Below are 20,982 nucleotides of genomic sequence, written 5' to 3' on the forward strand. Positions count from 1 at the left end.
GTACGGGACGATGGTCATATGAGATGCGCGCAATTTCGCACGGCCCTGTCCGCCCGGCTGGACGGTGAGCCGAGCGGTCTGCCGGAGATCCGGCTGGACAAGCACGTCGCGCGCTGCACCGGCTGCCGGGACTGGCTGGCCCGCGCGGAGCGGCTGCGCGCTCGGGTGCGGACGGGCGCCGCGGACGGGCCTTCGCCCGATTGGTCGACGCGGCTGCTGGTCCGACTGGGTGAAGATCGGACGGGCGAGGAGCCCCCCGAGCAGAAATAGCCGGGATCGGCGCGCGCGGAGGGGCGTGAACGGCGGGACGGTGGCGCGGGCCGGAGCCGGTGCGCCGTCGAAGTCAGGCATGGGAAGGTCCCGAGGGAAGGCGGGGGAACGGCGCCGCGCAGGGCGGCGCCGTCGGCGTCGATGGGCGGCCGCGCGGCACGCCCGGACCTGGGGAGTCACGGCGGCGGGCGCGGGCCCGGACCCTGACGGCACGGCGGCGCGAAGGCGCGGCCGCACCGCAGGGCGACCTGCCCGTCGCGAACGTCCCGGCGACCGGAGGTGGCCGGGGACGAGGTGGGGAGCGGCGGGCGCGTCAGCAGGCGAGGGCGAACGCCGGGGGCCCCCGCCGGACCACGGCATGCGTCAGCAGCGCCGACCGGCACGGCCGGGCCCGGTCGTCCGCCGGGCGGGGCGGCGTCGGTGCCCGGTAGCCGAAGGGGCGCGCGAACAGCGCCACCAGCGGGAGCAGCAGCGCCCCCGCGACCACCGAGCCGAGCGCGCCGAGCAGCTCGAAGAGCCTCACCAGCGCCGCGTCACCGCGCCAGAGCAGGAGCGCGCACGCCAGCGCGGCGAGCACGTGGGCGGCGGTCATGCCCGGCGACAAGCCGTGGGACATCCCGTGCGCCATGGCGTGCGCCGGTGCGTGCGCCGGTTCGCCCATCAGGTCCTGCGCCATCCCGTACGACCCGCCGCCGTGAAGAGTCCCGTCGGGCATCAGATGCGGGCCGGCGGGCATTCCCCCCGGCCCGGGCAGACCCGGCTCCAGGGCCGGGGTCCCCCCAGGGGCCATGGTCCCCGAGGCGGCGTGGTGCGTACTCGCCGTCGGCCGCAGGCTGCCGGCGGTCGGCGGGACGTCCGGGTCGATGCCCGCCATCCGGGCCAGTTCGACCGGGGAGAGCCCACCGGGCACGCGGTCGGGGTTGCAGAGCAGCAGGGCGGCCCAATCCGTGGTGGCGAGCCGACCGAGGCCGCCGCCTCCCCGGGAGACCGCCCCGGCCTGTTCGAACAGCTGGTGCAGCGCGATCTGCGCCACCACCATCCAGAGGCTGATCACCCCGAGTCCGCGCCGCTTCCCGGCGAGCAGCCAGGTCAGCCCGAGCACCGCTCCGAGCGCGCCGGTCAGCACGGTGGGGGAGACTCCGGAACCGGCCATCGCGACGTGCGCGGTGGCGGCCATCGCCACGCACAGCGCGGCGAAGACCACGGCGCGCAGCAGGCGGATCCGGTCGGTCATCACGATGGCACTCATCGTCGCACCACCACTGCCCGGCCCGTACCGCACCCTCCGGTCATGGCCGGTTCTGTGCCGTGAGACCATGCCCGGCCGCCCGCCCGGCGGCCCTTGGCCCGGCCCCCGGCCACTCGCCCGGCGGCCCCTCGGTTCGAGCCCCGGCTGACCGGTCAGGCCCGGGTGTCGTACCGGCGTGCCGACCAGACCAACCGCTCGTAGGACCATCGGGGCGGTTTGACAGCGCCGATCGCCTGCTCACTAAATGTGCTCCACCCAGTGCGGTGCGTACCGGGACGATGCCATCCAGAAGTAGGGAGGTCCGGTCTTGAAGACCCCGACGGATGCCTCGGCGCCCATCGCCGACACTGCCGAGTCCGCTGCCACCACGGAGCCGACGGTCCCGGCGCAGGCGACCGCCCCGGCACAGGCGAAGGCTCCGGCCCAGGCCGAGGACCGCGTCGAGCAGTCCGATCCGGCCGAGGCCGAGGTCAAGAACGAGGCCCAGGCGCCGACCGAGCAGGTCGCGCAGGGCGAGGCCGCCGAGCAGAACGGCTCGGCTGAGCCCGCTGAGCCCGCTGAACCGGCCGACGTGGCCGAGGCCGGCGAGCCGGCCGAGCCGGGCGGCGCGGTGAAGGCCGAGAAGCCGACGGAACGAGCCGAAGCCGCCGAGCCGTCCGAGCCGTCCGGCGCCGCTGAAGCCGCCGACCCGGCCGGGGCCGCCGATTCCACCGAGCCCGCCGAGTCGACCGAGTCCGCCGAGTCGTCGAAGGCCGAGGAGCCGACCGACCCCGCCGTCGAGGCCGAAACCGCCGTCGAGACCAAGCCCGCAGTCGAGGCCCAGCCCGCCGCCCCCGCGGACCTCGCCGACCCCCGTTTCTGGCAGCTGCCCGCCGCCGACCGCGCCGCCGCCTTCGCCGAGCTGCGCCGCCGCCCCGCCCCGGTGTTCTTCGGCGACCGCGCCACCGGCAGGGGCTTCCACGCCCTGGTCCGCCACGCCGACGTGGTCGAGGCCAGCCGCACCCCCGCCGTCTTCCTCAGCGGCCCCGGCGTGACCACCCCCGTCCCGGCCCGCTGGGTCCGGCTGCTGTTCGGCGACTCGATGGTCAACCTGGACGACCCCCGTCACGCCCAGCTGCGCAAGATCGTCTCGCGGGCCTTCACCCCGCGACTGCTCGACCAGGTCGAGGGGGACGTCCGGCGGATCAGCACCGAGCTGGTCGACCGGATCGAGCGGGAGCGGCCGGAGGACTTCGTGACCGCGGTCGCCGCCGAACTCCCCTTCCAGGTGATCTGCACCATGATGGGCATCCCCGAGGAGCCGCGCCGCACCATCCTCGACCTGGTCAACCGCACCTCCGAGGACACCGGAGTGGGCCGCCCGTTGCGCCGCAGGCTCAGGGTGCCGGGGCGCGGGCTGCGGGCGCTCGCCCGGATGCAGGGCATCGTCGCCGGGATCGGCCGCCAGCGCCGCCGGCGGCCGGAGGAGGACCTGATCTCGGCGCTGGTCACCGCCGACGTGGACGGCCGCCGACTCACCGGGCGTGAGCTGGGTGCCTTCTTCAGCCTGCTGCTGGTGGCCGGGGTCGAGACCACCCGCAACGCGCTGGCCCACGGCCTGCACCTGCTGACCGCCAACCCCGAGCAACGCGAACTGCTGCTCGCCGACCTCGACGGGCTGCTCGACGGCGCGGTGGACGAGATGGTCCGCCACTCCGCGCCGATCATCCAGTTCAACCGGACCCTCGCGGTCGACCACGAGCTGGGCGGCCCGGGCGGCCACCTGCTGCGCGCGGGGGAGAAGGTCGCCCTGTTCTACGGCTCGGCCAACCGGGACGAGGAGGTCTTCCCCGACCCGGAGGCCTTCGACATCACCCGCGCGCCCAACCCCCACCTCGGCTTCGGCGGAGGCGGTCCGCACTACTGTCTCGGCGCGCACCTGGCCCGGCAGGAGATGACGGTGCTGTTCCGCGAGCTGTTCACCCGCCTGCCCGAGGCACGGTCGGTCGGCGAACCGGAGCTCGTCCCGTCCAGCTTCGACCACCGGGTCCGCTCGCTGCGCTTCACCTTCTGACGGTCCGAAGCCGGTCGGAAGCCGGTTCGAAGTCGGTTCGAAGCCGTTCCGAGGCGGGGTCCGAGGCCGGTTCGAGCCAGGCCGAGCCAGGCCGGACCGAGCCGAGCCGGGCCCGGCCGCGGCGCGGAGCCACCTCTACCCGGTCGGCTCCCACACCGCGTGGTCGTGCGCGAACAGCACCCGCCGCGGCGCGTGCTCCGCCACCCGGTCGAGCCAGGCGCGGAAGCCGGGCAGCGGCGCGGCCACGCCCTCGCGTGCCGCCCGCCGGGCGAGCAGCGCCTGGCCGTACTCGGAGGCGAAATCGTAGGCCTGCCCGGCCAGCAGGACCGGCCCACCGCCCGGGCGGTCGACCAGCAACGACTGGTGGCCCGCGGTGTGGCCGGGGGTGGGCAGCACCCGCACGCCCGGCCAGACCTCCTCCTCCCCGTCGAGCTCGCGGTACTCGGCACCCGGGAAGTCGACCAGCGCGTCGATGGTGTGACCTCCGCGCCGGGCGGCGGCCAGCTCGTCGGACTGGACCAGGACGGGCGTGCCGGCGAACAGCGGGTTGCCACCGCAGTGGTCGAAGTGCAGGTGGCAGTTGACCACCAGGTCGATGTCGGTGACGGCGACCCCCGCCGTGGCGAGCGCCTCCGGCAGCGGGCGGCGCACCGGGCGGTAGTGCGCCTCGGTCTCCGGCTCGCCGCCGCCGATTCCGGTGTCGAACAGCAGCAGTCCCTCCGGACACCGGACCAGGTACGCGAGCACCGGTTCCACCCGCGGCTCGGGACCTCCCACCTCGGCGGCCGGCCGGACGAAGTACCCCAGGTCGAGACGGTGGATCACACGCAATTCAGCCCCCATGTCGCGGTGCGTCGCCCCGCCCGTACGGACAGTCGCACAGGCTCCGGTTCGCACCCTACCCGCCGATCGGCAGCCCCCGGTCCGCCTTCACCTGCTTCATCGTCAGGTGTGAGTTGACCTGCGCGATGCCCGGCAGGCCGGAGAGCACATCGGTGATGAAGCGCTCGTACGCGGCTATGTCGGCCACCGCGATCCGCAGCAGGTAGTCCGGCTCGCCGAACAGGCGGTGCGCCTCGACCACCTCGGGCAGCTCGGCCACCCGGCGCTCGAACTCGGCGACCGTCACCTGGTCCTCGTGACGCATGGTGATCGTCACGAAGGGCTGGAAGCCACGACCGACCGCCGCGCCGTCCAGCACCGCCCGGTAGCCGCGGATCACGCCGTCCTGCTCCAGTTGGCGCACCCGGCGCAGGCAGGGCGAGGGGGTGAGGTCCACCCGGGAGGCCAGCTCGGCGTTGGTCAGGCGCCCTTCCCGCTGGAGCTCGCGGAGGATTCTGCGGTCGATTCGGTCCATGGCGCAACATTCTGCCAAAACGCCACCTTGGTCGGCACGAAGTGGCCATCGCGTGCCAGCCCGCTCCGGCTACCTTCAGTGACCGCACCGGCCGCACGGGCCGTCGCGGCCCACCACCGGGACACCTGCGGCCCTCGGCCGGGACGACCCCGGCCGACCGCCGCCCCCCACCACGACGAGCACGACAGGCACGCCCACGCTCATGGACACCCACGCCCTCCTCCTCTTCCTCGGAGTCGACCTGCTGTTGGTCTGCACCCCGGGCCCCGACTGGCTCTACATCGCCGCCCGCGGCCTCGGCCAGGGCCGGCGCGCCGCGCTCACCGCGGTCGGCGGGGTCTGCGCCGGGTACGCCGTCCACACCCTGCTGTCCAGCGCCGGGCTGGCCGCCGCGCTGCGTGCCGTCCCGGCCGCCCTGCCCGTGCTGCGCTTCACCGGCGCCGCGTACCTGCTGGTGCTGGCCGTCATGATGCTGCTCGCACTGCGCAAGGGCGGGGGCGCGGCTGCTCTGGCCGAGCCCAAGCCGCAGCCCACCGCGACGGTGCTGCGCCAGAGCATGCTGACCGCGCTGCTCAACCCCAAGGGGCTGCTGCTCTACCTCTCCCTGGTGCCGCAGTTCGTCGACCCGGAGGCCTCGCTGCCGGTCGGCGGGCAGGTGCTCGCGCTCGGCTCCCTGAACGTGCTGGCCTGCGCGGTGGTGTACGGGCTGGTCGCGCACGCCAGCGGGCGCCTCGGCGGCCGGTTCGGCGGCACCCCGCGGGCGGCCCGCCGGATGACCGTGGTCTCGGCGGTGCTGCTGATGCTGGTGGCGGGCGTCACAGCGAGCGCCTGAGAAGGGGAGCACAATGCCGGGCATGACAGAACGTCCGCTGCCCGCAGACACCGCCGGAGCTTCCGGAGCTTCCGGAGCCTCCGGGCGGGCCGGAACCGCCGGGTCGGCCGGAACCACCGGGTCGGCCGGAACGGCCGGAAACACCGGTACCACCGGAACCGCCGGGGCGGCCGGCCCCGGCGACCGCCCCACCGCCCACGCCTGGGCGGCCCTCGGCGGACCGGCCGAACTGCTGGAGCGGGTGACCTTCCACGGCCCGGAGGACGTCCTGCCCTCCGGGCTGCCGGTGCGCCAGCTGGCCCGGGCCACCGTGGCGGTCTGCTCGCTGGCCGCCGCCGAGCTCGCCGCCCACCGCACCGGCGGCCCCGCATCCACTGCCGAGATCGGTCCGGCGTCCGTCGCCCTGCCCGTCCCCTCGCCCGACCTGGCGTCCGTCCCCGCCGTCCGGGTGAACCAGGGCGCCGTCGCCACCGCCTTCGTCAGCGAGCGGCACCTGACGGTCGACGGCCGCACACCCGTCACCTTCGCCCCGCACTCCGGCTTCTGGCGCACCGCCGACGGCTGGGTGCGCACCCACGCCAACTACCCGCACCACCGCACCCGGCTGCTCTCCGCCCTCGGCCTCGCCGCCGACGCCGGGCCCGAGCGACTCGCCGAGGCACTCGGCCAGCTGCCCGCCGAGCAGGTCCAGGAGCGCGCGTACGAGGCAGGGGCGCTGGCAGTGGCAGTCGCGCCGGTGAGTCCGATCGGGCACCCCCTCGTGGAGCACCTGGAGGTCGGTGCCGCAGCCGGATCCGCGCCCGTCCGCCCGCTCACCCGGGCCCCGGTGGACCGGCCCGCCGCCGGAATCCGGATCCTCGACCTCACCCGGGTGATCGCCGGACCGGTGGCCACCCGGACGCTCGCCCTGCTCGGCGCCGACGTCCTGCGGATCGACTCGCCCCGGCTCCCCGAGGCCGATGACGCCCACGCCGACACCGGCTTCGGCAAGCGCTCCACCCGCCTCGACCTCGCCGAACCGGCCGACCGCGCAGCCTTCGAGGAACTGCTCGCCACCGCCGACGTCGTCGTCAGTGGCTACCGCCCCGGCGCCCTCGACACCCACGGCCTCAGCCCCGACGCGCTGTTCGCCCGGCGGCCGGACCTGATCCTCGTCCAACTCTGCGCCTGGGGCTGGACCGGCCCCTGGGCCGGGCGGCGCGGCTTCGACAGCCTGGTCCAGGCGGGCGTCGGCATCGCCGACCACGAGGCCGCCCCCGACGGGCGTCCGGGCGTGCTGCCCGCCCAGGCCCTCGACCACGGCACCGGCTACCTCATCGCCGCAGCCGTCCTGCGCGCCCTCACCGACCAGCGCACCCGCCGCCCCGGTGGCCGCCACCTGCGACTCTCCCTCGCCGGCACGGCCGCCTGGCTGCTGCACGGCATCGAACCGGAGGCACCGCGGGGGGCTTCGGGTGAACCGTACGACCCCACCCACTGGCTGGCCGAGACCGACTCCGCCTACGGACGGCTGCGCCACGCACTGCCGCCGATCGGGTACGAGGGCGCGCCCGCCGACTGGTCGCGCCCACCGGGGCGCTGGGGGACGGACGAGCCGGTCTGGCTGTGACGGAGCCGGTTCGGCGGGCACAACCCCGGTGAGCGGTGTCCGAGGCGTCTGGCAGCATCCCCGTCATGACCGCACACGCCACGGACTACACCTGGTTCGAGCAGCGCTATCCCGTGCTGGGCGAGGCCTACTGCCTCACCCAGGTTCAGGGGATCTCCGCCGACGAACTGCTGCGCCGCTTCGACGCCCCGCCCGGCCGTGAGGTCACGGGGCTGGATGCGGTGATCGCGGCCTGGGAGTCCTTCGAGGACGGGGAGGAAGGCGAGGACGGGGAAGACGGGAACACCGGGGACCTGTTCGACTCCGAGGACGACGACCGGGTGCTCGTAGCCGTCGCCGAACTCGGCGGTTGGGCGCTCGCCGTGGAACCGTTCGGTTACCTCGGCGCCCTGGACGAGGTCGTTCCCCGGCTCGGCGAAGGCACCCGACTGGTCTCGCACTTCCGCAACTCCATGGCGGTCGACCACTTCCACTGGTGGGAGCACGGCATTCGGCGACTTGACTTCGAGCCGCTCTTCCCCGACCAGCGGGACGGTTCGGACGCCGACGCTCCCGGTGTCCCCGAACTGCTGACGGCCTGCGGCTTCGAGCTGGAGACGGAGGCGTACGACCTGCACACCGAGGCCGCCTTCGCCCTCGCCGAGCGGCTGACCGGCGTCCGGCTCAGTCCGGAACGCCTGGAGGCCGCCACCTTCCGGATCGGCTACGCCCCGCGCCCGTGACCTCGCCCCGAGCCCGTAGCTCACTGCGCGCCCGTAGCTCGCTGCGCCCAGGACCTCGCTGCGCCAGGCTGTGAGGCCGTGCCCCGATGGGACACGGCCTCACGGCGGCACGAAGTGGGGGGTTGTCAGACCCCGGACGGGATCTGCTTGGCCCGACTGCGCACCTGGAGCGCCGTCACGATCTCGACCAGTCCGAGGATCACCAGCCAGCACCCGGCCAGCACGGTCAGCGCGGCGATCGACCCGACCGGCCACACCATCAGCAGCACACCGGCCAGGGTGTTGGCCACGCCGGCGAAGGCCTGCCAGCCGCGGGCGGGCATCAGCGGGTCGGAGATGGCGGCGGCGAGCTGGGTGATGCCGCGGAACAGCCAGCCGATACCGATCCAGAGGGCGAGCAGCAGCAGGGACTGCACGGCGCTGCGGAAGCAGAGCAGCCCCAGCAGTACGCAGATCGCGCCGCTGATGAAGGCCAGTACCCGCAGCGCGGTGGTGGCGTGGGTGCCGAACGCGGCGACCAGCTGCACGATGCCGATCACCAGCAGGTAGAGGCCGAACAGCACGCCCACCACCAGGAGCGTCTCCCTGGGCCAGGCGAAGACCACGATCCCGAGGGCGAGCGAGGCGATTCCGGCGACCAGCAGGATCTGCCAGGCGGCCTTGGCGAGCAGTCCGAGCGGGCCCCGGACCGGGGAACCGTCGGGGGTGATGATCGGGGAGACCACGGGGGCGCACTCCTCGGGTTGACGCCGGACGACGGGTCGGGCCCCGCGTGTGACGTGCGGGTCGGGTGACGCGCGCGGCTCACGAGGCGTACGGGACGGCCGGCTGATGGGCAGGGAACGAACCCCAGCCTCTCCGCGCCGACATCGGACCGCGCGCCGGATACGGCCGTTCGGGTGATTCGCGGCGGTCGCCGGAACGCCATGTTCCGGACATTTTCGGCCGATACCATCCTTCGATATGACTTCTGAAGGGTGGGGGACCCCTCCGGTCGAGCCGATCAGCCAGCACTACATCGTCTGCGGGGGCAATGCGCTGGCCCATCGACTGGTCCTGGAACTCATCGAACACTACGACGTGCCGGTCGTCGTCCTGGTCGCCGACCGGACCCGCGACCACGCGCCGCAGATCGATCAACTCTCCGGCGTCGCCGCCGTCGTGGAGTACGCCAGTGTCACTGAGGAGGCGCTGCGCGCGGTGTCCGTCGGCACCGCACGCGGTCTCGCCCTGGTCGAGGGGAGCGACCAGGAGAACATCCACGCCGCGCTCAGCGCCCAGAACCACAACCCGGACATCCGCATCGTGTTCCGGATGTTCAACCAGCGGCTCGGTGAGAACATCGAGCGGTTGCTCAAGAACGGCGCCGCGCTCTCCGGATCCGCCACCGCCGCGCCGGCCTTCGCCTCGGCCGCGCTCGGGCGGCCCAACTCGGTGGAGGTGGACGGGCGTTACCTGCACATCGCGTTCGACGACGACATCACCTCCGACCGGATCTGCGTGGTCGCCGACCACATCGACCGGCAGGACGTCGGCAGGATGCGGCTGCTGCCCGAACAGCGGGGGGATTCGGCCGACTTCGTGCGGCTCGCCAGCGAGTTCGGCGACGACGGCCCGATCCGCGCGGGCGGTGTGCGGCGCGAGCCGGCGCCGCCGGCCGCCGAGGAGCCGGAGCAGGGTGGCAGGGCGGCGCTCCAGGTGCTGCGGATGGAACCCCGGGAGCCGATCGACTGGACGCGGCGGCTGCGCTGGCGGCTGCTCGACACCATGCGCTTCTTCACCAGCGCCCGGATGCGGCTGGTGCTGCTCACGGCGCTCGCGGCGGTGCTGCTGTCCTTCGGGGTGCTCTGGTACCTCAACCGGAACTTCGGCTGGACCGTCTACATCGCGCTGCTCGACCTGGCCGGTGCCGCCCAGCCGGACCAGCTCTCCGACATCGCCTCCGGGACGGGCACCGGCGGGTTCTGGCAGCGGGTCGCACAGGTGGTGATCACCATCTGCGGGATCACCTTCGCGCCGGTGGCCACCGCCATCGCGGTCGAGGTGCTGGGCTCCGGGCGGCGCGGGCAGCCGCGCAACCCCGGGGCGGGCACCCGGGACCACGTGATCGTCGTCGGCCTCGGCAACGTCGGCACCCGGGTGGCGACCCAACTGCACGACATGGGTGTGCCGGTGGTCTGCATGGAGCGGGACCCGCAGGCGCGCGGCATCGCCGCCGTACGGGCCCTGGGGATTCCGGTGGTGATGGGGGACGGTCCGTTCGAGCAGCAACTGCGCCGGGCGCGGCTGAAGCACAGCCGGGCGCTGGTCGCGGTCAGCGGGGACGATGCCACCAATCTGGAAGCGGCCCTGGAGGCGCGCCACGGCAATCCCGAAGTCCGGGTGGTGGTACGGCTGTTCGAGGACGACTTCGCCAGTCACTTCTACCGGACGCTGGACAACGCGGCCTCCCGGTCGGTGTCCTACCTGGCCGCGCCCGCCTTCGCGGCGGCGCTGATGGGGCGCGAGGTGCGGGGCACGCTGTCGGTGCTCCGGCACGTGCTGCTGATCGCGGAGCTGAGGGTGGAGGACGGCAGCGGGCTGATCGGGCTGAACCGCCACGACCTGGAGGACCCGGGCGGCGTCCGGGTGATCGCCGTGCGCTTCTCCCGTGGTGGGCCGTTGCAGTGGAACTTCCCGGACCGCACCCGGCGGCTCACTCCGGGCGACCAGATCGTGGTCGCCGCCACCCGCAGTGGGCTCGCCCGGCTGAACACGGTGGCGGTGGAGGAGTGAGCGTCGGGGGAGGGAGACGGGAGAGAGGCGGCGGTGGCCGGGGGGAGACTGACAGGTGACAGCTTTCAGCTTTCAGATTTCAACATCTGAAATCTGAAAGCTGAACACTGAAATCTGTCAGCTGTCAGCTGTCACCTGTCATCGGTCAGCAGGCCGGTCCCGTCAGCGGTTGGTGAACTCCGGCGGGCGCTTCTCGGCGAAGGCCGCCATGCCCTCCTTCTGGTCGGCCGTGGCGAAGGCCGCGTGGAAGAGCCTGCGTTCGAAGCGGACGCCCTCGGCGAGGGTGGTCTCGAAGGCGCGGTTGACGCTCTCCTTCATCATGATCGTCGCCGGGGTGGACATCGCCGCGACCGTCTCGGCGGTGGCCAGCGCCTCGGACAGCAGCTGGTCCGCCGGGACGATCCGGGAGACCAGCCCGGCCCGCTCGGCCTCCTCGGCGCCCATCATCCGCCCGGTCAGGCACAGTTCCATGGCCTTGGCCTTGCCGACCGCCCGGGTCAGCCGCTGCGAGCCGCCGATGCCGGGGATGACGCCGAGCTTGATCTCCGGCTGCCCGAACTTCGCGGTGTCGGCCGCCAGCAGGATGTCGCACAGCATCGCCAGCTCGCAGCCGCCGCCCAGCGCGAACCCGGCCACCGCCGCCACCACCGGCTTGCGCAGCGCGCCGAGCCGGTCCCACGGTCCCAGCCAGTCGTCGAGGTAGACGTCCGGGAACCGGTTGCCCTGCATCTCCTTGATGTCGGCGCCGGCCGCGAAGGCCTTCTCCGAGCCGGTGATCACCAGACAGCCGATCTCCGGGTCCCGGTCGAAGGCGGTGGCGGCGGCCACCACCTCGTTCATCAGCTGGGTGTTGAGCGCGTTGAGCGCCTTGGGGCGGTTGAGCGTGATCAGCCCCACCCGGCCCTTGCGCTCGACCAGGATCGTCTCGTAGGTCTCGGTCTCGGTCATCGCCGTCGACTCCCATGTCCGCTGCTCGGCGCCGCACGGGCGCGCCCTGACCACCCAACGATCTACGACACGAGCCGCCTCGCGCCAGTCTTGGTATGCGAGACGCCGATCACCAGGCGGCGGAGGGGTGGGAGCGGCGCCGCTCAGAACCTGACGCCGTACCGTTCCGCGGTCCGCCGTACGGTCTCCGCCTTGACCTCGCCCCGGCGGGCCGCGCGGCGAGCGCGCGACCGTCACCGATCGGCGTCCACCCCGAGGTGGCTCAGTCGGTGTGCCGGGCGTACGCCAGGACGTGGTCGGCCGGCAGCCGTCCCACCTCCGGGTCCTGACGGCGGAAGGCCTCGATCAGCGGCCGGTGGCCGGCGGGGGCGGCTCCGTCGGTCGGGGCGGACGGCGGGACCGGGTGGTTCACGGCGGACTCCAGGGGTGCCGGTGGGGAGCCGGGGCCGGGGTCAGGCCAGGCCGAGCTCGTCGCCCTCGCGCGGGGCGAAGTAGCGTGCGACGTCCGCCTCCGTCACCTCGGCGAGCGTCGCGGGCTCCCAGCGGGGAGCGAGGTCCTTGTCGATCACCTGGGCGCGGATGCCCTCGACCAGGTCGTGGCTGTCCAGGGCGGCGCACGAGACCCGGTACTCCTGGTCGAGCACCGCCTCCAGCGAGGGGAGCGTGCGGGCACGGCGCAGTGCGGCCAGGGTGGCCTTGACGGCGGTGGGGGAGTTCGCCAGGACGGCTTCGGCGGCCTCCTTCGCCTCCGGGACGCCGGAGTCGAACAGGCTGTCGACGATCTCCTCGACGGTGTCTGCCGTGTAGCAGCCGTCGATCCAGGCCCGCTGGGCGGCCAGGGCGGCGGGCGGTGCGGGCTCGGCGTGCGCGGCGACCAGGGAGTCGATCTCGGTGGCGCCGACCTCGGTCGCGTCCGCGGTGCTCCGGCCCAGGGCGGCGAGCAGGTCCGGGACGCGCGCCGAGGGCACGAAGTGGTCGGCGAACCCGCACAGCAGGGCGTCCCCCGGGCCCATCGAGGCGGAGGTGAGGCCGAGATGGGTGCCCAGCTCGCCCGGGGCGAGGGCGAGCAGACGGCTGCCGCCGACGTCCGGGACGAGGCCGATCCGGGTCTCGGGCATCGCGACCCTGGAGCGTTCGGTGACGATCCGCACCGTGCCGTGGGCGGACACGCCGACGCCGCCGCCCATGGTGATGCCGTCGAGGACCGCGACGTACGGCTTCGGGTAGCGCGCGATCAGCGCGTTCAACCGGTACTCGTCGCGGAAGAACGCCCGGGCGTCGGCCCCGCCGGCCTTGGCCGATTCGTGCATCATGCGGACGTCGCCGCCCGCGCACAGGCCGCGCTCGCCGGCGCCGGTCAGTGCGACGGCGCGTATCCGGTCGTCAGCGGCCCAGTCGTCCAAGGTGACGCGCAGGGCGGTGACCATGTCGCGGGTGAGCGAGTTGAGCGCCCGCGGACGGTTCAGCACGATCCGTCCGAGGCCGCCGTCCAGGAACGCCTGGACCTCCGCCACCTGTGCGCTCATCGGGCCCGCTCCCGTCCCTCGGCGGCGTCGACGTCCGTCGGCGCCGGTCGATGTCAGCCGATTCCTGGGCCCACGTACCGGGGGAGGCTCGGAGTTGTGATCACCGGACGAACAAATGACAGCTGACAGATTTCAGCATCTGAAATCTGTCAGCTGTCATCCGTCATCTGTTACCTGTTACCCGTACCTGATCCCGGCCGCCCGCAGCCCCGTCGCCCCGCAGCCGCAGGCGCCGTCGGAGCCCTCAGCCCCGCACGCGCCCCGTAACCTCGCCGAAGCCGACCACCGCACCGTCCGGTCCGGGCGCTGTGGCGGTGATGGTGACCTCGTCGCCGTCCTCCAGGAACGTCCGGGTCGTCCCGTCCGGGAGCTTCAGCGGCTCCTCGCCGTTCCAGGTCAGCTCGATCAGCGCGCCCCGGGTCTCCGGCTCCGGCCCGCTGACCGTCCCGGAGGCGAACAGGTCGCCGGTGCGCAACGAGGCGCCGTTGACGGTCATGTGGGCCAGCTGCTGTTGCGCCGTCCAGTACATGGTGGCGAACGGCGGCCGGGAGACCGGGTGCCCGTTCAGCCGGACCTCCATCGCCAGGTCCAGCCCCCACGGGTCGCCGCCCCGGTCGTCCAGGTACGCCAGCGGCTCGACGTCGCGCTGCGGCGGCGCCACCCGGGCGTGCTCCAGGGCGTCCAGCGGGACGATCCACGGCGAGACCGAGGTGGCGAAGGACTTGCCGAGGAACGGGCCGAGCGGCACGTACTCCCAGGCCTGGATGTCCCGCGCGGACCAGTCGTTGAGCAGGCAGACGCCGAACACGTGCTCGCGGAAGTCCTCCAGCGCGACGGGCCGGCCCAGCTCCGACGGGGTGCCCACGACGAAGCCCACCTCGGCCTCGATGTCCAGTCGGCGCGACGGGCCGAAGGTCGGCGCGGCGTCGGCGGGCGCCTTGCGCTGCCCGTGCGGCCGCACCACCGGGGTGCCGGAGACCACGACGGTGCCCGCCCTCCCGTGGTAACCGATCGGCAGGTGCTTCCAGTTGGGGGTGAGCGGCTCCGAGCCGGGGCGGAAGATCCGGCCCAGGTTGGTGGCGTGGTGCTCCGAGGCGTAGAAGTCGACGTAGTCGGCGACCTCGAACGGCAGGTGCAGCTCCGCCTCGTTCGCGGGCAGCAGCGCGGGCGACAGCGCCTCGCGGAAGGACTCGTCGGTGAGCCAGGTGGTGAGGTCCGCCCGCACCCGGGTCCAGACCGGACGCCCGGCCGCCATCAGCGGGTTGAGCGAGTCCGCGTCCAGCAGTTCGGACGGCGCGCCGGCCGCGCGGGCCGCCGCTCCGGCGTCCAGGACGAAGTCCCCGACGCGTACGCCGATCCGGCGCCGCCCGGGCTGGTCGGCGGCGGTGAAGACGCCGTACGGCAGGTTGTGCACGCCGAACGGCGAGTCCTGGGTGCTGGTGACCCAGCAGCGGGGGGTGGTCAACGGTCCTCCTGGTGCAGTGGACTGGGCGACGGGAGCAGGCCGAGCGCGGCCAGGTCGTCCAGGGGCTCGGCGATGCTACAGGTGCCGAACGCGGTGAACGAGTTGCGGATCACCGTGATCTGATGCTCGGTCAGTGCACGTACCGCCTTGGCCAGCACCTCTCCGTCGCGCTCCGCCAGCACCGCGGCGGCCGCGGCCCGGTCGGTCTCCTGCGCGGCCAGCAGCACGTTCAGGAAGCCGTGGTGCTCGAATCCGGTCTCCCGGTCGGTGTGCCGGACGGCGTTGTGCAGCCCGGCCGTGCACTTGTAGGGCAGTCCGCGCCGGGCGCAGCCGGTGAGGAAGGCGGCCAGCTCCTCCTCGTCCGGGAACGCCCCGGCGACCAGCCCTCCGGTGCGGAACTTCGCCCGGTACGGGCTGTCCACCAGCACGTCCAGGGCGGCGTCCAGCCCGTCGCCGCGCAGGAGTTCGCGCGGCAGCTCGACGGCGGCGGGGACATCCGGCGGCAGCAGCCGGTCCAGTGCGGCCACCGCCTCGGCGGCGTCCCGGGTGGCCAGCTCGACGCCGGCCAGCTCGAACGGTGCGGCGGCGGCGAGCGCCGGGGCGAGCTCGGCGCTGCCCCCCGGCAGCACCAGCCCGACCTTGAGCGGCGGGTCGCCCGCCACCACCGATCCGTCCGCCCCCGCCGTGCCCCCTTCGGCCACGGCGGCCGTCACCGCCGTGGCATCCGAGGCCGCGGAAGTGCCCGCGGCCTCGGGAGAGTTCGCGACCACCGCAGCTAGCTCGCCGAGCCGGCCCGCCCCGCAGAGGAACGGGCCCACCGCCCCGGCGTACCAGGCGGCGCGGTGCGCCCGGTGCGCGGGCACCGCCTGGGCGATGGGCAGGTTCCCCGGGGGGAACACCGCCGCGTCGTCGAACAGGCCGCGGAACAGCTCGGGAATCGTGATCCCCGAAGACGGTGCGCTCATCGTCCGGGCCCCCGACCGGACCAGGTCCAGGCATAGTCGGGGTCCTCGCCGGCCCGGCCGCCCTCGCCGAGCTCCAGCGGGCGGAAGGTGTCCACCATGACGGCCAGTTCGTCGAAGAACTCCACGCCGATGCTGCGCTCGTACGCTCCCGGCTGCGGCCCGTGGGTGTGCCCACCCGGGTGCAGCGAGATGGAGCCCTGGCCGATGCCCGAGCCCTTGCGGGCCGCGTAGTCGCCGCCGCAGTAGAACATGACCTCGTCGCTGTCCACGTTGGCGTGGTAGTACGGCACCGGGATCGACAGCGGGTGGTAGTCCACCTTGCGCGGCACGAAGTTGCAGATCACGAAGCCGTCGCCCTCGAACACCTGGTGGGCCGGCGGTGGCTGGTGGACCCGGCCGGTGATCGGCTCGTAGTCCTTGATGTTGAAGGCGTACGGGTAGAGGCAGCCGTCCCAGCCGACCACGTCGAAGGGGTGGTGCGGCACGGTGTAGCGGGTGCCCGAAATCCCGTTCGGGCCACGGTGCTTGACCAGGACGTCGACGTCCCCGGGAGTGTCGACCAGCAGCGGTCCGACCGGTCCGCGGAAGTCCCGTTCGCAGTACGGCGCGTGCTCCAGCAGCTGTCCGTACTTGGACAGGTAGCGCTTGACCGGGGCGATGTGGCTGTTCGCCTCGATGCAGTACGCGCGCAGCGGCTCGTCACCGGCCGGCACCCAGCGGTGGGTGGTGGCGCGGGGGATGATGACGTAGTCGCCCTGCCCGACCTCGATCGAGCCGAAGACCGTTTCGAGGGTGCCGGCGCCGGACTCCACGTACACGCACTCGTCGCCGAGCCCGTTGCGGTAGAGCTCGCTCGGGGCCCCGGCGGCGACGTACGAGAGCCGTACGTCGCCGTTGCCGAGGACGAGCCGGCGGCTGCCGACGACGTCCGCGGACTTCCAGTCCTGGTCCGCGAACAGCGAGTGCAGCTTGAGGTGGCGGGGGAGGAGCGGATGGTTGGGCACCGTGGACTGGTCCGGCAGCTCCCAGGGCACCGCGTTGACCACCGCCGAGGGGATGCCCCGGTGGTAGAGCAGCGAGGAGTCCGAGGAGAACCCCTCTTCGCCCATCAACTCCTCGTAGTAGAGCCCGCCTTCGGGGGTGCGGTGCTGGGTGTGCCGCTTGGGCGGGATGCTGCCCAGCTGCCGGTAGTACGCCATCTCCGTGGTCCTCCTCGACCGTTCGTCAGTGCCGGCGCCGAATCAGGGTCGGCCGACGCTCACAGGTTGCCGCGGCGGTCCTGCTCGCGCTCGATGGACTCGAAGAGCGCCTTGAAGTTGCCCTTGCCGAAGCCGAGCGAACCGTGCCGCTCGATGAACTCGTAGAAGACGGTGGGGCGGTCGCCGATCGGCTTGGTGAAGATCTGGAGCAGGTAGCCGTCCTCGTCGCGGTCGACCAGGATGCCGCGCTTCTTCAGCTCCTCGATCGGCACCCGGACCTTGCCGATCCGCTCGCGCAGCTCCGGGTCGTCGTAGTAGGCGTCCGGGGTGGTCAGGAACTCCACGCCGCGCGCCCGCAGCACGTCCACGGTGGTGAGGATGTCGTTGGTGGCGAGCGCCATGTGCTGGCAGCCGGGGCCGCTGTAGAACTCCAGGTACTCGTCGATCTGGGACTTCTTCTTGGCGACGGCCGGCTCGTTGAGCGGGAACTTCACCCGGTGGTTGCCGCTGGCGACGACCTTGGACATCAGCGCGGAGTAGTCGGTGGCGATGTCGTCGCCGACGAACTCGGCCATGTTCACGAAGCCCATGACGCGGTTGTAGAACGTCACCCACTCGTCCATCCGGCCCAGCTCGACGTTGCCGACGGCGTGGTCGAGGGCCTGGAAGAGGCGCTTCGGAGAGCCCTCCGGGTGGGTGACCTTGCTCTGCGCGACGACGTAGCCGGGCAGGTACGGGCCGTTGTAGCGGGAGCGGTCGATCAGGGTGTGGCGGGTCTCGCCGTAGGTGGCGATGGCCGCGCGGCGCACGGTGCCGTTCTCGTCCGAGACGTCGTTCGGCTCCTCCAGGATGGTGGCGCCGGTCGCGCGGGCGTGCTCGATGCACTTGTCGACGTCCGGGACCTCCAGGGCGAGGTCGACGACGCCGTCGCCGTGGCGGCGGTGGTGGTCGAGCAGCGGGCTGTCCGGCTGGACGCCGCCCTTGATCACGAAGCGGCAGGAGCCGGAGCGGAGCACGTAGGCCTTGCGGTCCCGGCGGCCAGTCTCGGGGCCGGAATAGGCGACCAGTTCCATGCCGAAGACGACCTGGTAGAACTGGGCCGTCTGGGTGGCGTTCCCGACCACGAAGACGACGGCGTCCTGGGCCGTCACCGGGAACGGGTCGGCGGCCGCGTCGTGCTCGACGAGGCCGACGAGGCGGCGCAGCTGGTCGGCGTCAAGACCGGCCTCGCGCTCCTCGGGGGTCAACTCAAGGGCGTGGGACTGCGGGGTCATCGCTCGTTCCTCCACTTCGGGCCTCGGCGTCGAGGCTTCCGCTGGATCGCGACCGCACCGCGAACGGGTGGGCGGTGTGGTTGCGGAGAGCTTGCTCCTGTCGGAGGGGTTGGGCAACAGGTCGTTTTTTGACTGCTCAATGTGTACAAGCTGATCAGAAAATCCCGCTGTCGGCTGCGCAAAATGCGCTGCTGACCGGGGGCGATGCCCGAGGTCTGCGCAATGGGACGTTCACGTGCTTCCGGGGCCGGTGGGGCGCGGGAGATGGCGGAGGAACCAGTCCGACGCCAGCTCGGCGACCCGGTCCAGGGTCCCCGGCTCCTCGAACAGGTGGCTCGCGTGAGGCACCACCACGAGCCCGGTCTCGCAGCGCAGCCGGCTCCGGGCCTGCCGGTTGAGGTCGAGCACGGCGGGGTCCAACGAGCCGACGACGAGCAGCGTCGGAGCGCGCACCCGGGCCAGCGTGTCCGGCGGGGCGAGGTCCGGGCGACCGCCCCGGGAGACCACGGCGCGCACGGCCGGCCCCAGCTCGGCGGCGGTGTGCAGCGCGGCGGCCGCGCCGGTGCTGGCGCCGAACAGGCCGAGCGGCAGCCCGGGCGTCTCCGGCACGAGGGCGTCCCCGGAGCCGTCCCCGGCCAGCTCACGGGCGACGGCGGTCAGCCGGGCGCCCAGCAGCGCCACGTCGAACACGTTCCGCCGGTCGGGCTCCTCGGCCTCGGTGAGCAGGTCGAACAGCAGCGTGGCCAGCCCGGTGCGGTTCAGGTACTCGGCGACGTAGCGGTTGCGCGGGCTGTGCCGACCGCTGCCGCTGCCGTGTGCGAAGACGACGACCCCGCGCGCCCCGTCCGGAACGGTCAGCCGGCCCGCGAGGCGGACCCCGGCGACGGGCAGCGACAACTCCCGGTCGACCCCGGTGCGGGCTGCGGGCGGGTCGTCGGCGGACTCGGCGAGCAGCCGCAGCACCTCCGCGTCCTCGGTCTGCGAGAAGTCGGCGTAGAACTCGCCGATCGCGAAGAACGGCGACGGCGTGGCCACGCAGACCAGGTCGTCGGCGACATCGTCGAGGCGCTCGGTCCAGTCCGGGGGCGCGACCGGCACGGCGAGCACCACCCGGGCCGCGCCGCGCTCCCGGACGATCCGGCAGGCCGCCCGGGCGGTCGAGCCGGTGGCGATGCCGTCGTCCACCACGACGACGGTGCGCCCGCGCAGGTCGGCGGGCGGCCGGTCGCCCCGGTAGCGGCGGGCCCGGCGCTCCAGCTCGGCGCGCTCCTTGCGCTCCACCTCGTCCAGCTGCGCGTCGGTGACCGAGGAGAACCGGATGACTTGCTCGTTCAGCACGCGGACGCCGTCCTCGCCGATCGCCCCCATGCCCAACTCGGGCTGGTAGGGCACGCCGAGCTTGCGGATCACACAGATGTCCAGCGGTGCGCCGAGCGCCGTCGCGACCTCGGCGGCCACCGGCACGCCACCCCGCGGCAGGGCCACGACCACGGTGTCGGGGCCGGCCAGGCGGCCCAGGAGGGCGGCCAGCCGACGGCCCGCCTCGGTGCGGTCGGCGAAGCGGGCGAACTGGGTTCCGGTGACGTGCACGACACGGCCTCCGGTTCCACCGTACGTCCTTCCGGGCGGCTCGGGGCGGTCTCGGGGCGATCGCGCGGTGGTCGCGGGTGGACGCAGGTAGTTGCGCGGCGGTCGCGGGGGTGGGGCGCCGGACGAGGGCGGAACAGGAGCCGGCACGGGGGCGGGATCGGGCCGGGATTCCGTGTGGGATCGGGCCCGGGATTCCGTGTGGGATCGGGCGGGACCAGGCCGGATCACGTCCGGGATCGGGGCGGGAGCGATACGGGACGACACCCCCGTGTGGCCGGGACAGCGGGCGGCGCACGGTGGATCGCAGAGGCGGACCGCAGAGCCCGCCCGCGACCGGAAGGAGCGCCCGCCATGCCGGGAACCGTCATCACCGACCTGCGCCGCAGCGGCGCCGTCGACCCCGGCCGCCTGCTCGCCGGACCGCTGCGCGGGGTCGGCCTGCAACGACTCGACCCGGGCCGACAGGCCGAGGTGGCCGCCGACGGTGTCGAGCACGCGCTCTACGTCACCGCGGGCTCCGGGCTCGCCGAACCGCCCGAGGGAGCCGTGCGCCCGGACGGTGCGGACCACTCCGAGCGCGCTGACGCCGGCCTGCCGCTCGTCGAGGGCACCGCCCTCGTGCTGCCGCTCGGCACCCGGACCGTCCTGACCGCCGGGACGGCCGGGCTGGAGTACTTCCACGCCCTGCTGGCCGTCCCGCTCCCCCGCGAAGGAGGTGACCCCGGATGATCGTCACCGCCGACACCGGCGCCGCCATGGTCGTCATCGGCCCGCACGGCGAACGCGTGCGCATCCGCTCCCTCGCCCGGCGCCCGATGCTCGCCAGCGCCTGCGAGGCCTTCGACCACCTGCGGCTGAGTCCGGGCGCCCACCACACCCTCCCGGGCCGGCCCGACACCGAGACCGTCCTGCACGTGCTGCGCGGCGCCGCCGTCATCGGTCAACTCTCCGACGAGCCAGACCACTTGGCCTCGGAAGGAGACCTGCTGCTGGCCCGCCGGGGCCGCGCGCTGCACCTCGAAGCCGGACCGCTCGGTGCGGAACTGCTCTGCCTGACCCTCGCCGTCCCCCGGCACTCCGCCGGCATCCGGGCCGCCTCGGCCCGGCGCCGCGCCGCCCGCCGCGACCGGCCCTGACCGGCCCCGACC

At 73.5% G+C, this 20,982-nt stretch carries 20 protein-coding genes; 8 read left to right on the forward strand and 12 right to left on the reverse strand.

The window, feature by feature from the left end; genetic code table 11:
* The first annotated feature begins 18 nt into the window (after nt 1-18).
* Complete coding sequence (locus ACZ55U_RS10010; RefSeq protein ID WP_465524392.1) at nt 19-270, forward strand: zf-HC2 domain-containing protein; 252 nt, start codon at nt 19-21, stop codon at nt 268-270.
* A gap of 313 nt (nt 271-583) precedes the next feature.
* On the opposite strand, the gene ACZ55U_RS10015 is transcribed toward ACZ55U_RS10010, so the two are convergent.
* Nucleotides 584-1,519 carry a hypothetical protein gene (locus ACZ55U_RS10015; RefSeq protein WP_465524394.1) on the reverse strand — a complete coding sequence of 312 codons (936 nt, stop codon included), beginning with the start codon at nt 1,517-1,519 and terminating at the stop codon, nt 584-586.
* A gap of 865 nt (nt 1,520-2,384) precedes the next feature.
* On the opposite strand from ACZ55U_RS10015, the gene ACZ55U_RS10020 reads away from it, so the two are divergent.
* Nucleotides 2,385-3,572 carry a cytochrome P450 gene (locus tag ACZ55U_RS10020; RefSeq protein WP_465524608.1) on the forward strand — a complete coding sequence of 396 codons (1,188 nt, stop codon included), beginning with the start codon at nt 2,385-2,387 and terminating at the stop codon, nt 3,570-3,572.
* Nucleotides 3,573-3,707: 135 nt separating this feature from the next.
* On the opposite strand, the gene ACZ55U_RS10025 is transcribed toward ACZ55U_RS10020, so the two are convergent.
* Nucleotides 3,708-4,415 (reverse strand): N-acyl homoserine lactonase family protein, encoded by a 708-nt coding sequence (locus ACZ55U_RS10025; protein ID WP_465524396.1) that lies wholly within the window; start codon nt 4,413-4,415, stop codon nt 3,708-3,710.
* Nucleotides 4,416-4,470: 55 nt separating this feature from the next.
* Nucleotides 4,471-4,929 carry an Lrp/AsnC family transcriptional regulator gene (locus ACZ55U_RS10030; protein ID WP_465524398.1) on the reverse strand — a complete coding sequence of 153 codons (459 nt, stop codon included), beginning with the start codon at nt 4,927-4,929 and terminating at the stop codon, nt 4,471-4,473.
* Nucleotides 4,930-5,131: 202 nt separating this feature from the next.
* On the opposite strand from ACZ55U_RS10030, the gene ACZ55U_RS10035 reads away from it, so the two are divergent.
* The 3 genes from ACZ55U_RS10035 to ACZ55U_RS10045 all read left to right on the forward strand — a co-directional run bounded on the left by ACZ55U_RS10035 (nt 5,132) and on the right by ACZ55U_RS10045 (nt 8,092).
* Entirely contained in the window at nt 5,132-5,761 is a 630-nt protein-coding gene (locus tag ACZ55U_RS10035; protein ID WP_465524400.1) for a LysE family translocator, read from the forward strand.
* A 22-nt stretch (nt 5,762-5,783) separates the two neighbouring features.
* Nucleotides 5,784-7,370, forward strand: coding sequence for a CoA transferase (locus tag ACZ55U_RS10040; protein ID WP_465524402.1), 1,587 nt, complete (start codon nt 5,784-5,786; stop codon nt 7,368-7,370).
* A gap of 65 nt (nt 7,371-7,435) precedes the next feature.
* The gene (locus tag ACZ55U_RS10045; protein WP_465524404.1) at nt 7,436-8,092 is read left to right on the forward strand and encodes a DUF6461 domain-containing protein; all 657 of its coding nucleotides are present in this window, start codon (nt 7,436-7,438) and stop codon (nt 8,090-8,092) included.
* Nucleotides 8,093-8,217: 125 nt separating this feature from the next.
* Here ACZ55U_RS10045 and ACZ55U_RS10050 read toward each other — a convergent pair whose 3' ends face one another.
* Entirely contained in the window at nt 8,218-8,817 is a 600-nt protein-coding gene (locus tag ACZ55U_RS10050; RefSeq protein ID WP_465524406.1) for an HdeD family acid-resistance protein, read from the reverse strand.
* A gap of 238 nt (nt 8,818-9,055) precedes the next feature.
* Here ACZ55U_RS10050 and ACZ55U_RS10055 point away from each other — a divergent pair, with 238 nt between their 5' ends.
* Nucleotides 9,056-10,867 (forward strand): NAD-binding protein, encoded by a 1,812-nt coding sequence (locus ACZ55U_RS10055; RefSeq protein ID WP_465524408.1) that lies wholly within the window; start codon nt 9,056-9,058, stop codon nt 10,865-10,867.
* Between the two features lie 162 nt (nt 10,868-11,029).
* On the opposite strand, the gene ACZ55U_RS10060 is transcribed toward ACZ55U_RS10055, so the two are convergent.
* From ACZ55U_RS10060 to ACZ55U_RS10095, 8 genes are all read right to left on the reverse strand, one after another.
* Entirely contained in the window at nt 11,030-11,815 is a 786-nt protein-coding gene (locus tag ACZ55U_RS10060) for an enoyl-CoA hydratase (protein WP_465524410.1), read from the reverse strand.
* A 262-nt stretch (nt 11,816-12,077) separates the two neighbouring features.
* A complete protein-coding gene (locus tag ACZ55U_RS10065) occupies nt 12,078-12,227 on the reverse strand; it encodes a hypothetical protein (protein ID WP_465524412.1) in 150 nt (49 codons plus the stop codon).
* 40 nt (nt 12,228-12,267) lie between these two features.
* Nucleotides 12,268-13,341, reverse strand: coding sequence for an enoyl-CoA hydratase/isomerase family protein (locus ACZ55U_RS10070; protein WP_465524414.1), 1,074 nt, complete (start codon nt 13,339-13,341; stop codon nt 12,268-12,270).
* Nucleotides 13,342-13,585: 244 nt separating this feature from the next.
* Nucleotides 13,586-14,806, reverse strand: coding sequence for a fumarylacetoacetase (gene fahA / locus ACZ55U_RS10075; RefSeq protein WP_465524416.1), 1,221 nt, complete (start codon nt 14,804-14,806; stop codon nt 13,586-13,588).
* Entirely contained in the window at nt 14,803-15,771 is a 969-nt protein-coding gene (locus ACZ55U_RS10080) for a hypothetical protein (protein WP_465524418.1), read from the reverse strand. The genes fahA and ACZ55U_RS10080 overlap by 4 nt, the downstream gene beginning before the upstream one ends.
* A complete protein-coding gene (locus ACZ55U_RS10085; RefSeq protein ID WP_465524419.1) occupies nt 15,768-16,970 on the reverse strand; it encodes a cupin domain-containing protein in 1,203 nt (400 codons plus the stop codon). The genes ACZ55U_RS10080 and ACZ55U_RS10085 overlap by 4 nt, the downstream gene beginning before the upstream one ends.
* A gap of 59 nt (nt 16,971-17,029) precedes the next feature.
* Nucleotides 17,030-18,244 (reverse strand): 4-hydroxyphenylpyruvate dioxygenase, encoded by a 1,215-nt coding sequence (hppD, locus tag ACZ55U_RS10090; protein ID WP_465524420.1) that lies wholly within the window; start codon nt 18,242-18,244, stop codon nt 17,030-17,032.
* A 231-nt stretch (nt 18,245-18,475) separates the two neighbouring features.
* The gene (locus ACZ55U_RS10095) at nt 18,476-19,834 is read right to left on the reverse strand and encodes a phosphoribosyltransferase family protein (RefSeq protein ID WP_465524421.1); all 1,359 of its coding nucleotides are present in this window, start codon (nt 19,832-19,834) and stop codon (nt 18,476-18,478) included.
* Nucleotides 19,835-20,185: 351 nt separating this feature from the next.
* Here ACZ55U_RS10095 and ACZ55U_RS10100 point away from each other — a divergent pair, with 351 nt between their 5' ends.
* Nucleotides 20,186-20,563, forward strand: coding sequence for a hypothetical protein (locus ACZ55U_RS10100; protein WP_465524423.1), 378 nt, complete (start codon nt 20,186-20,188; stop codon nt 20,561-20,563).
* Complete coding sequence (locus ACZ55U_RS10105; RefSeq protein ID WP_465524425.1) at nt 20,560-20,970, forward strand: hypothetical protein; 411 nt, start codon at nt 20,560-20,562, stop codon at nt 20,968-20,970. Before ACZ55U_RS10100 ends, ACZ55U_RS10105 begins: the two co-directional genes overlap by 4 nt.
* The last annotated feature ends 12 nt before the right edge of the window (nt 20,971-20,982 follow it).

Source organism: Kitasatospora sp. NPDC034533, from assembly GCF_055575155.1.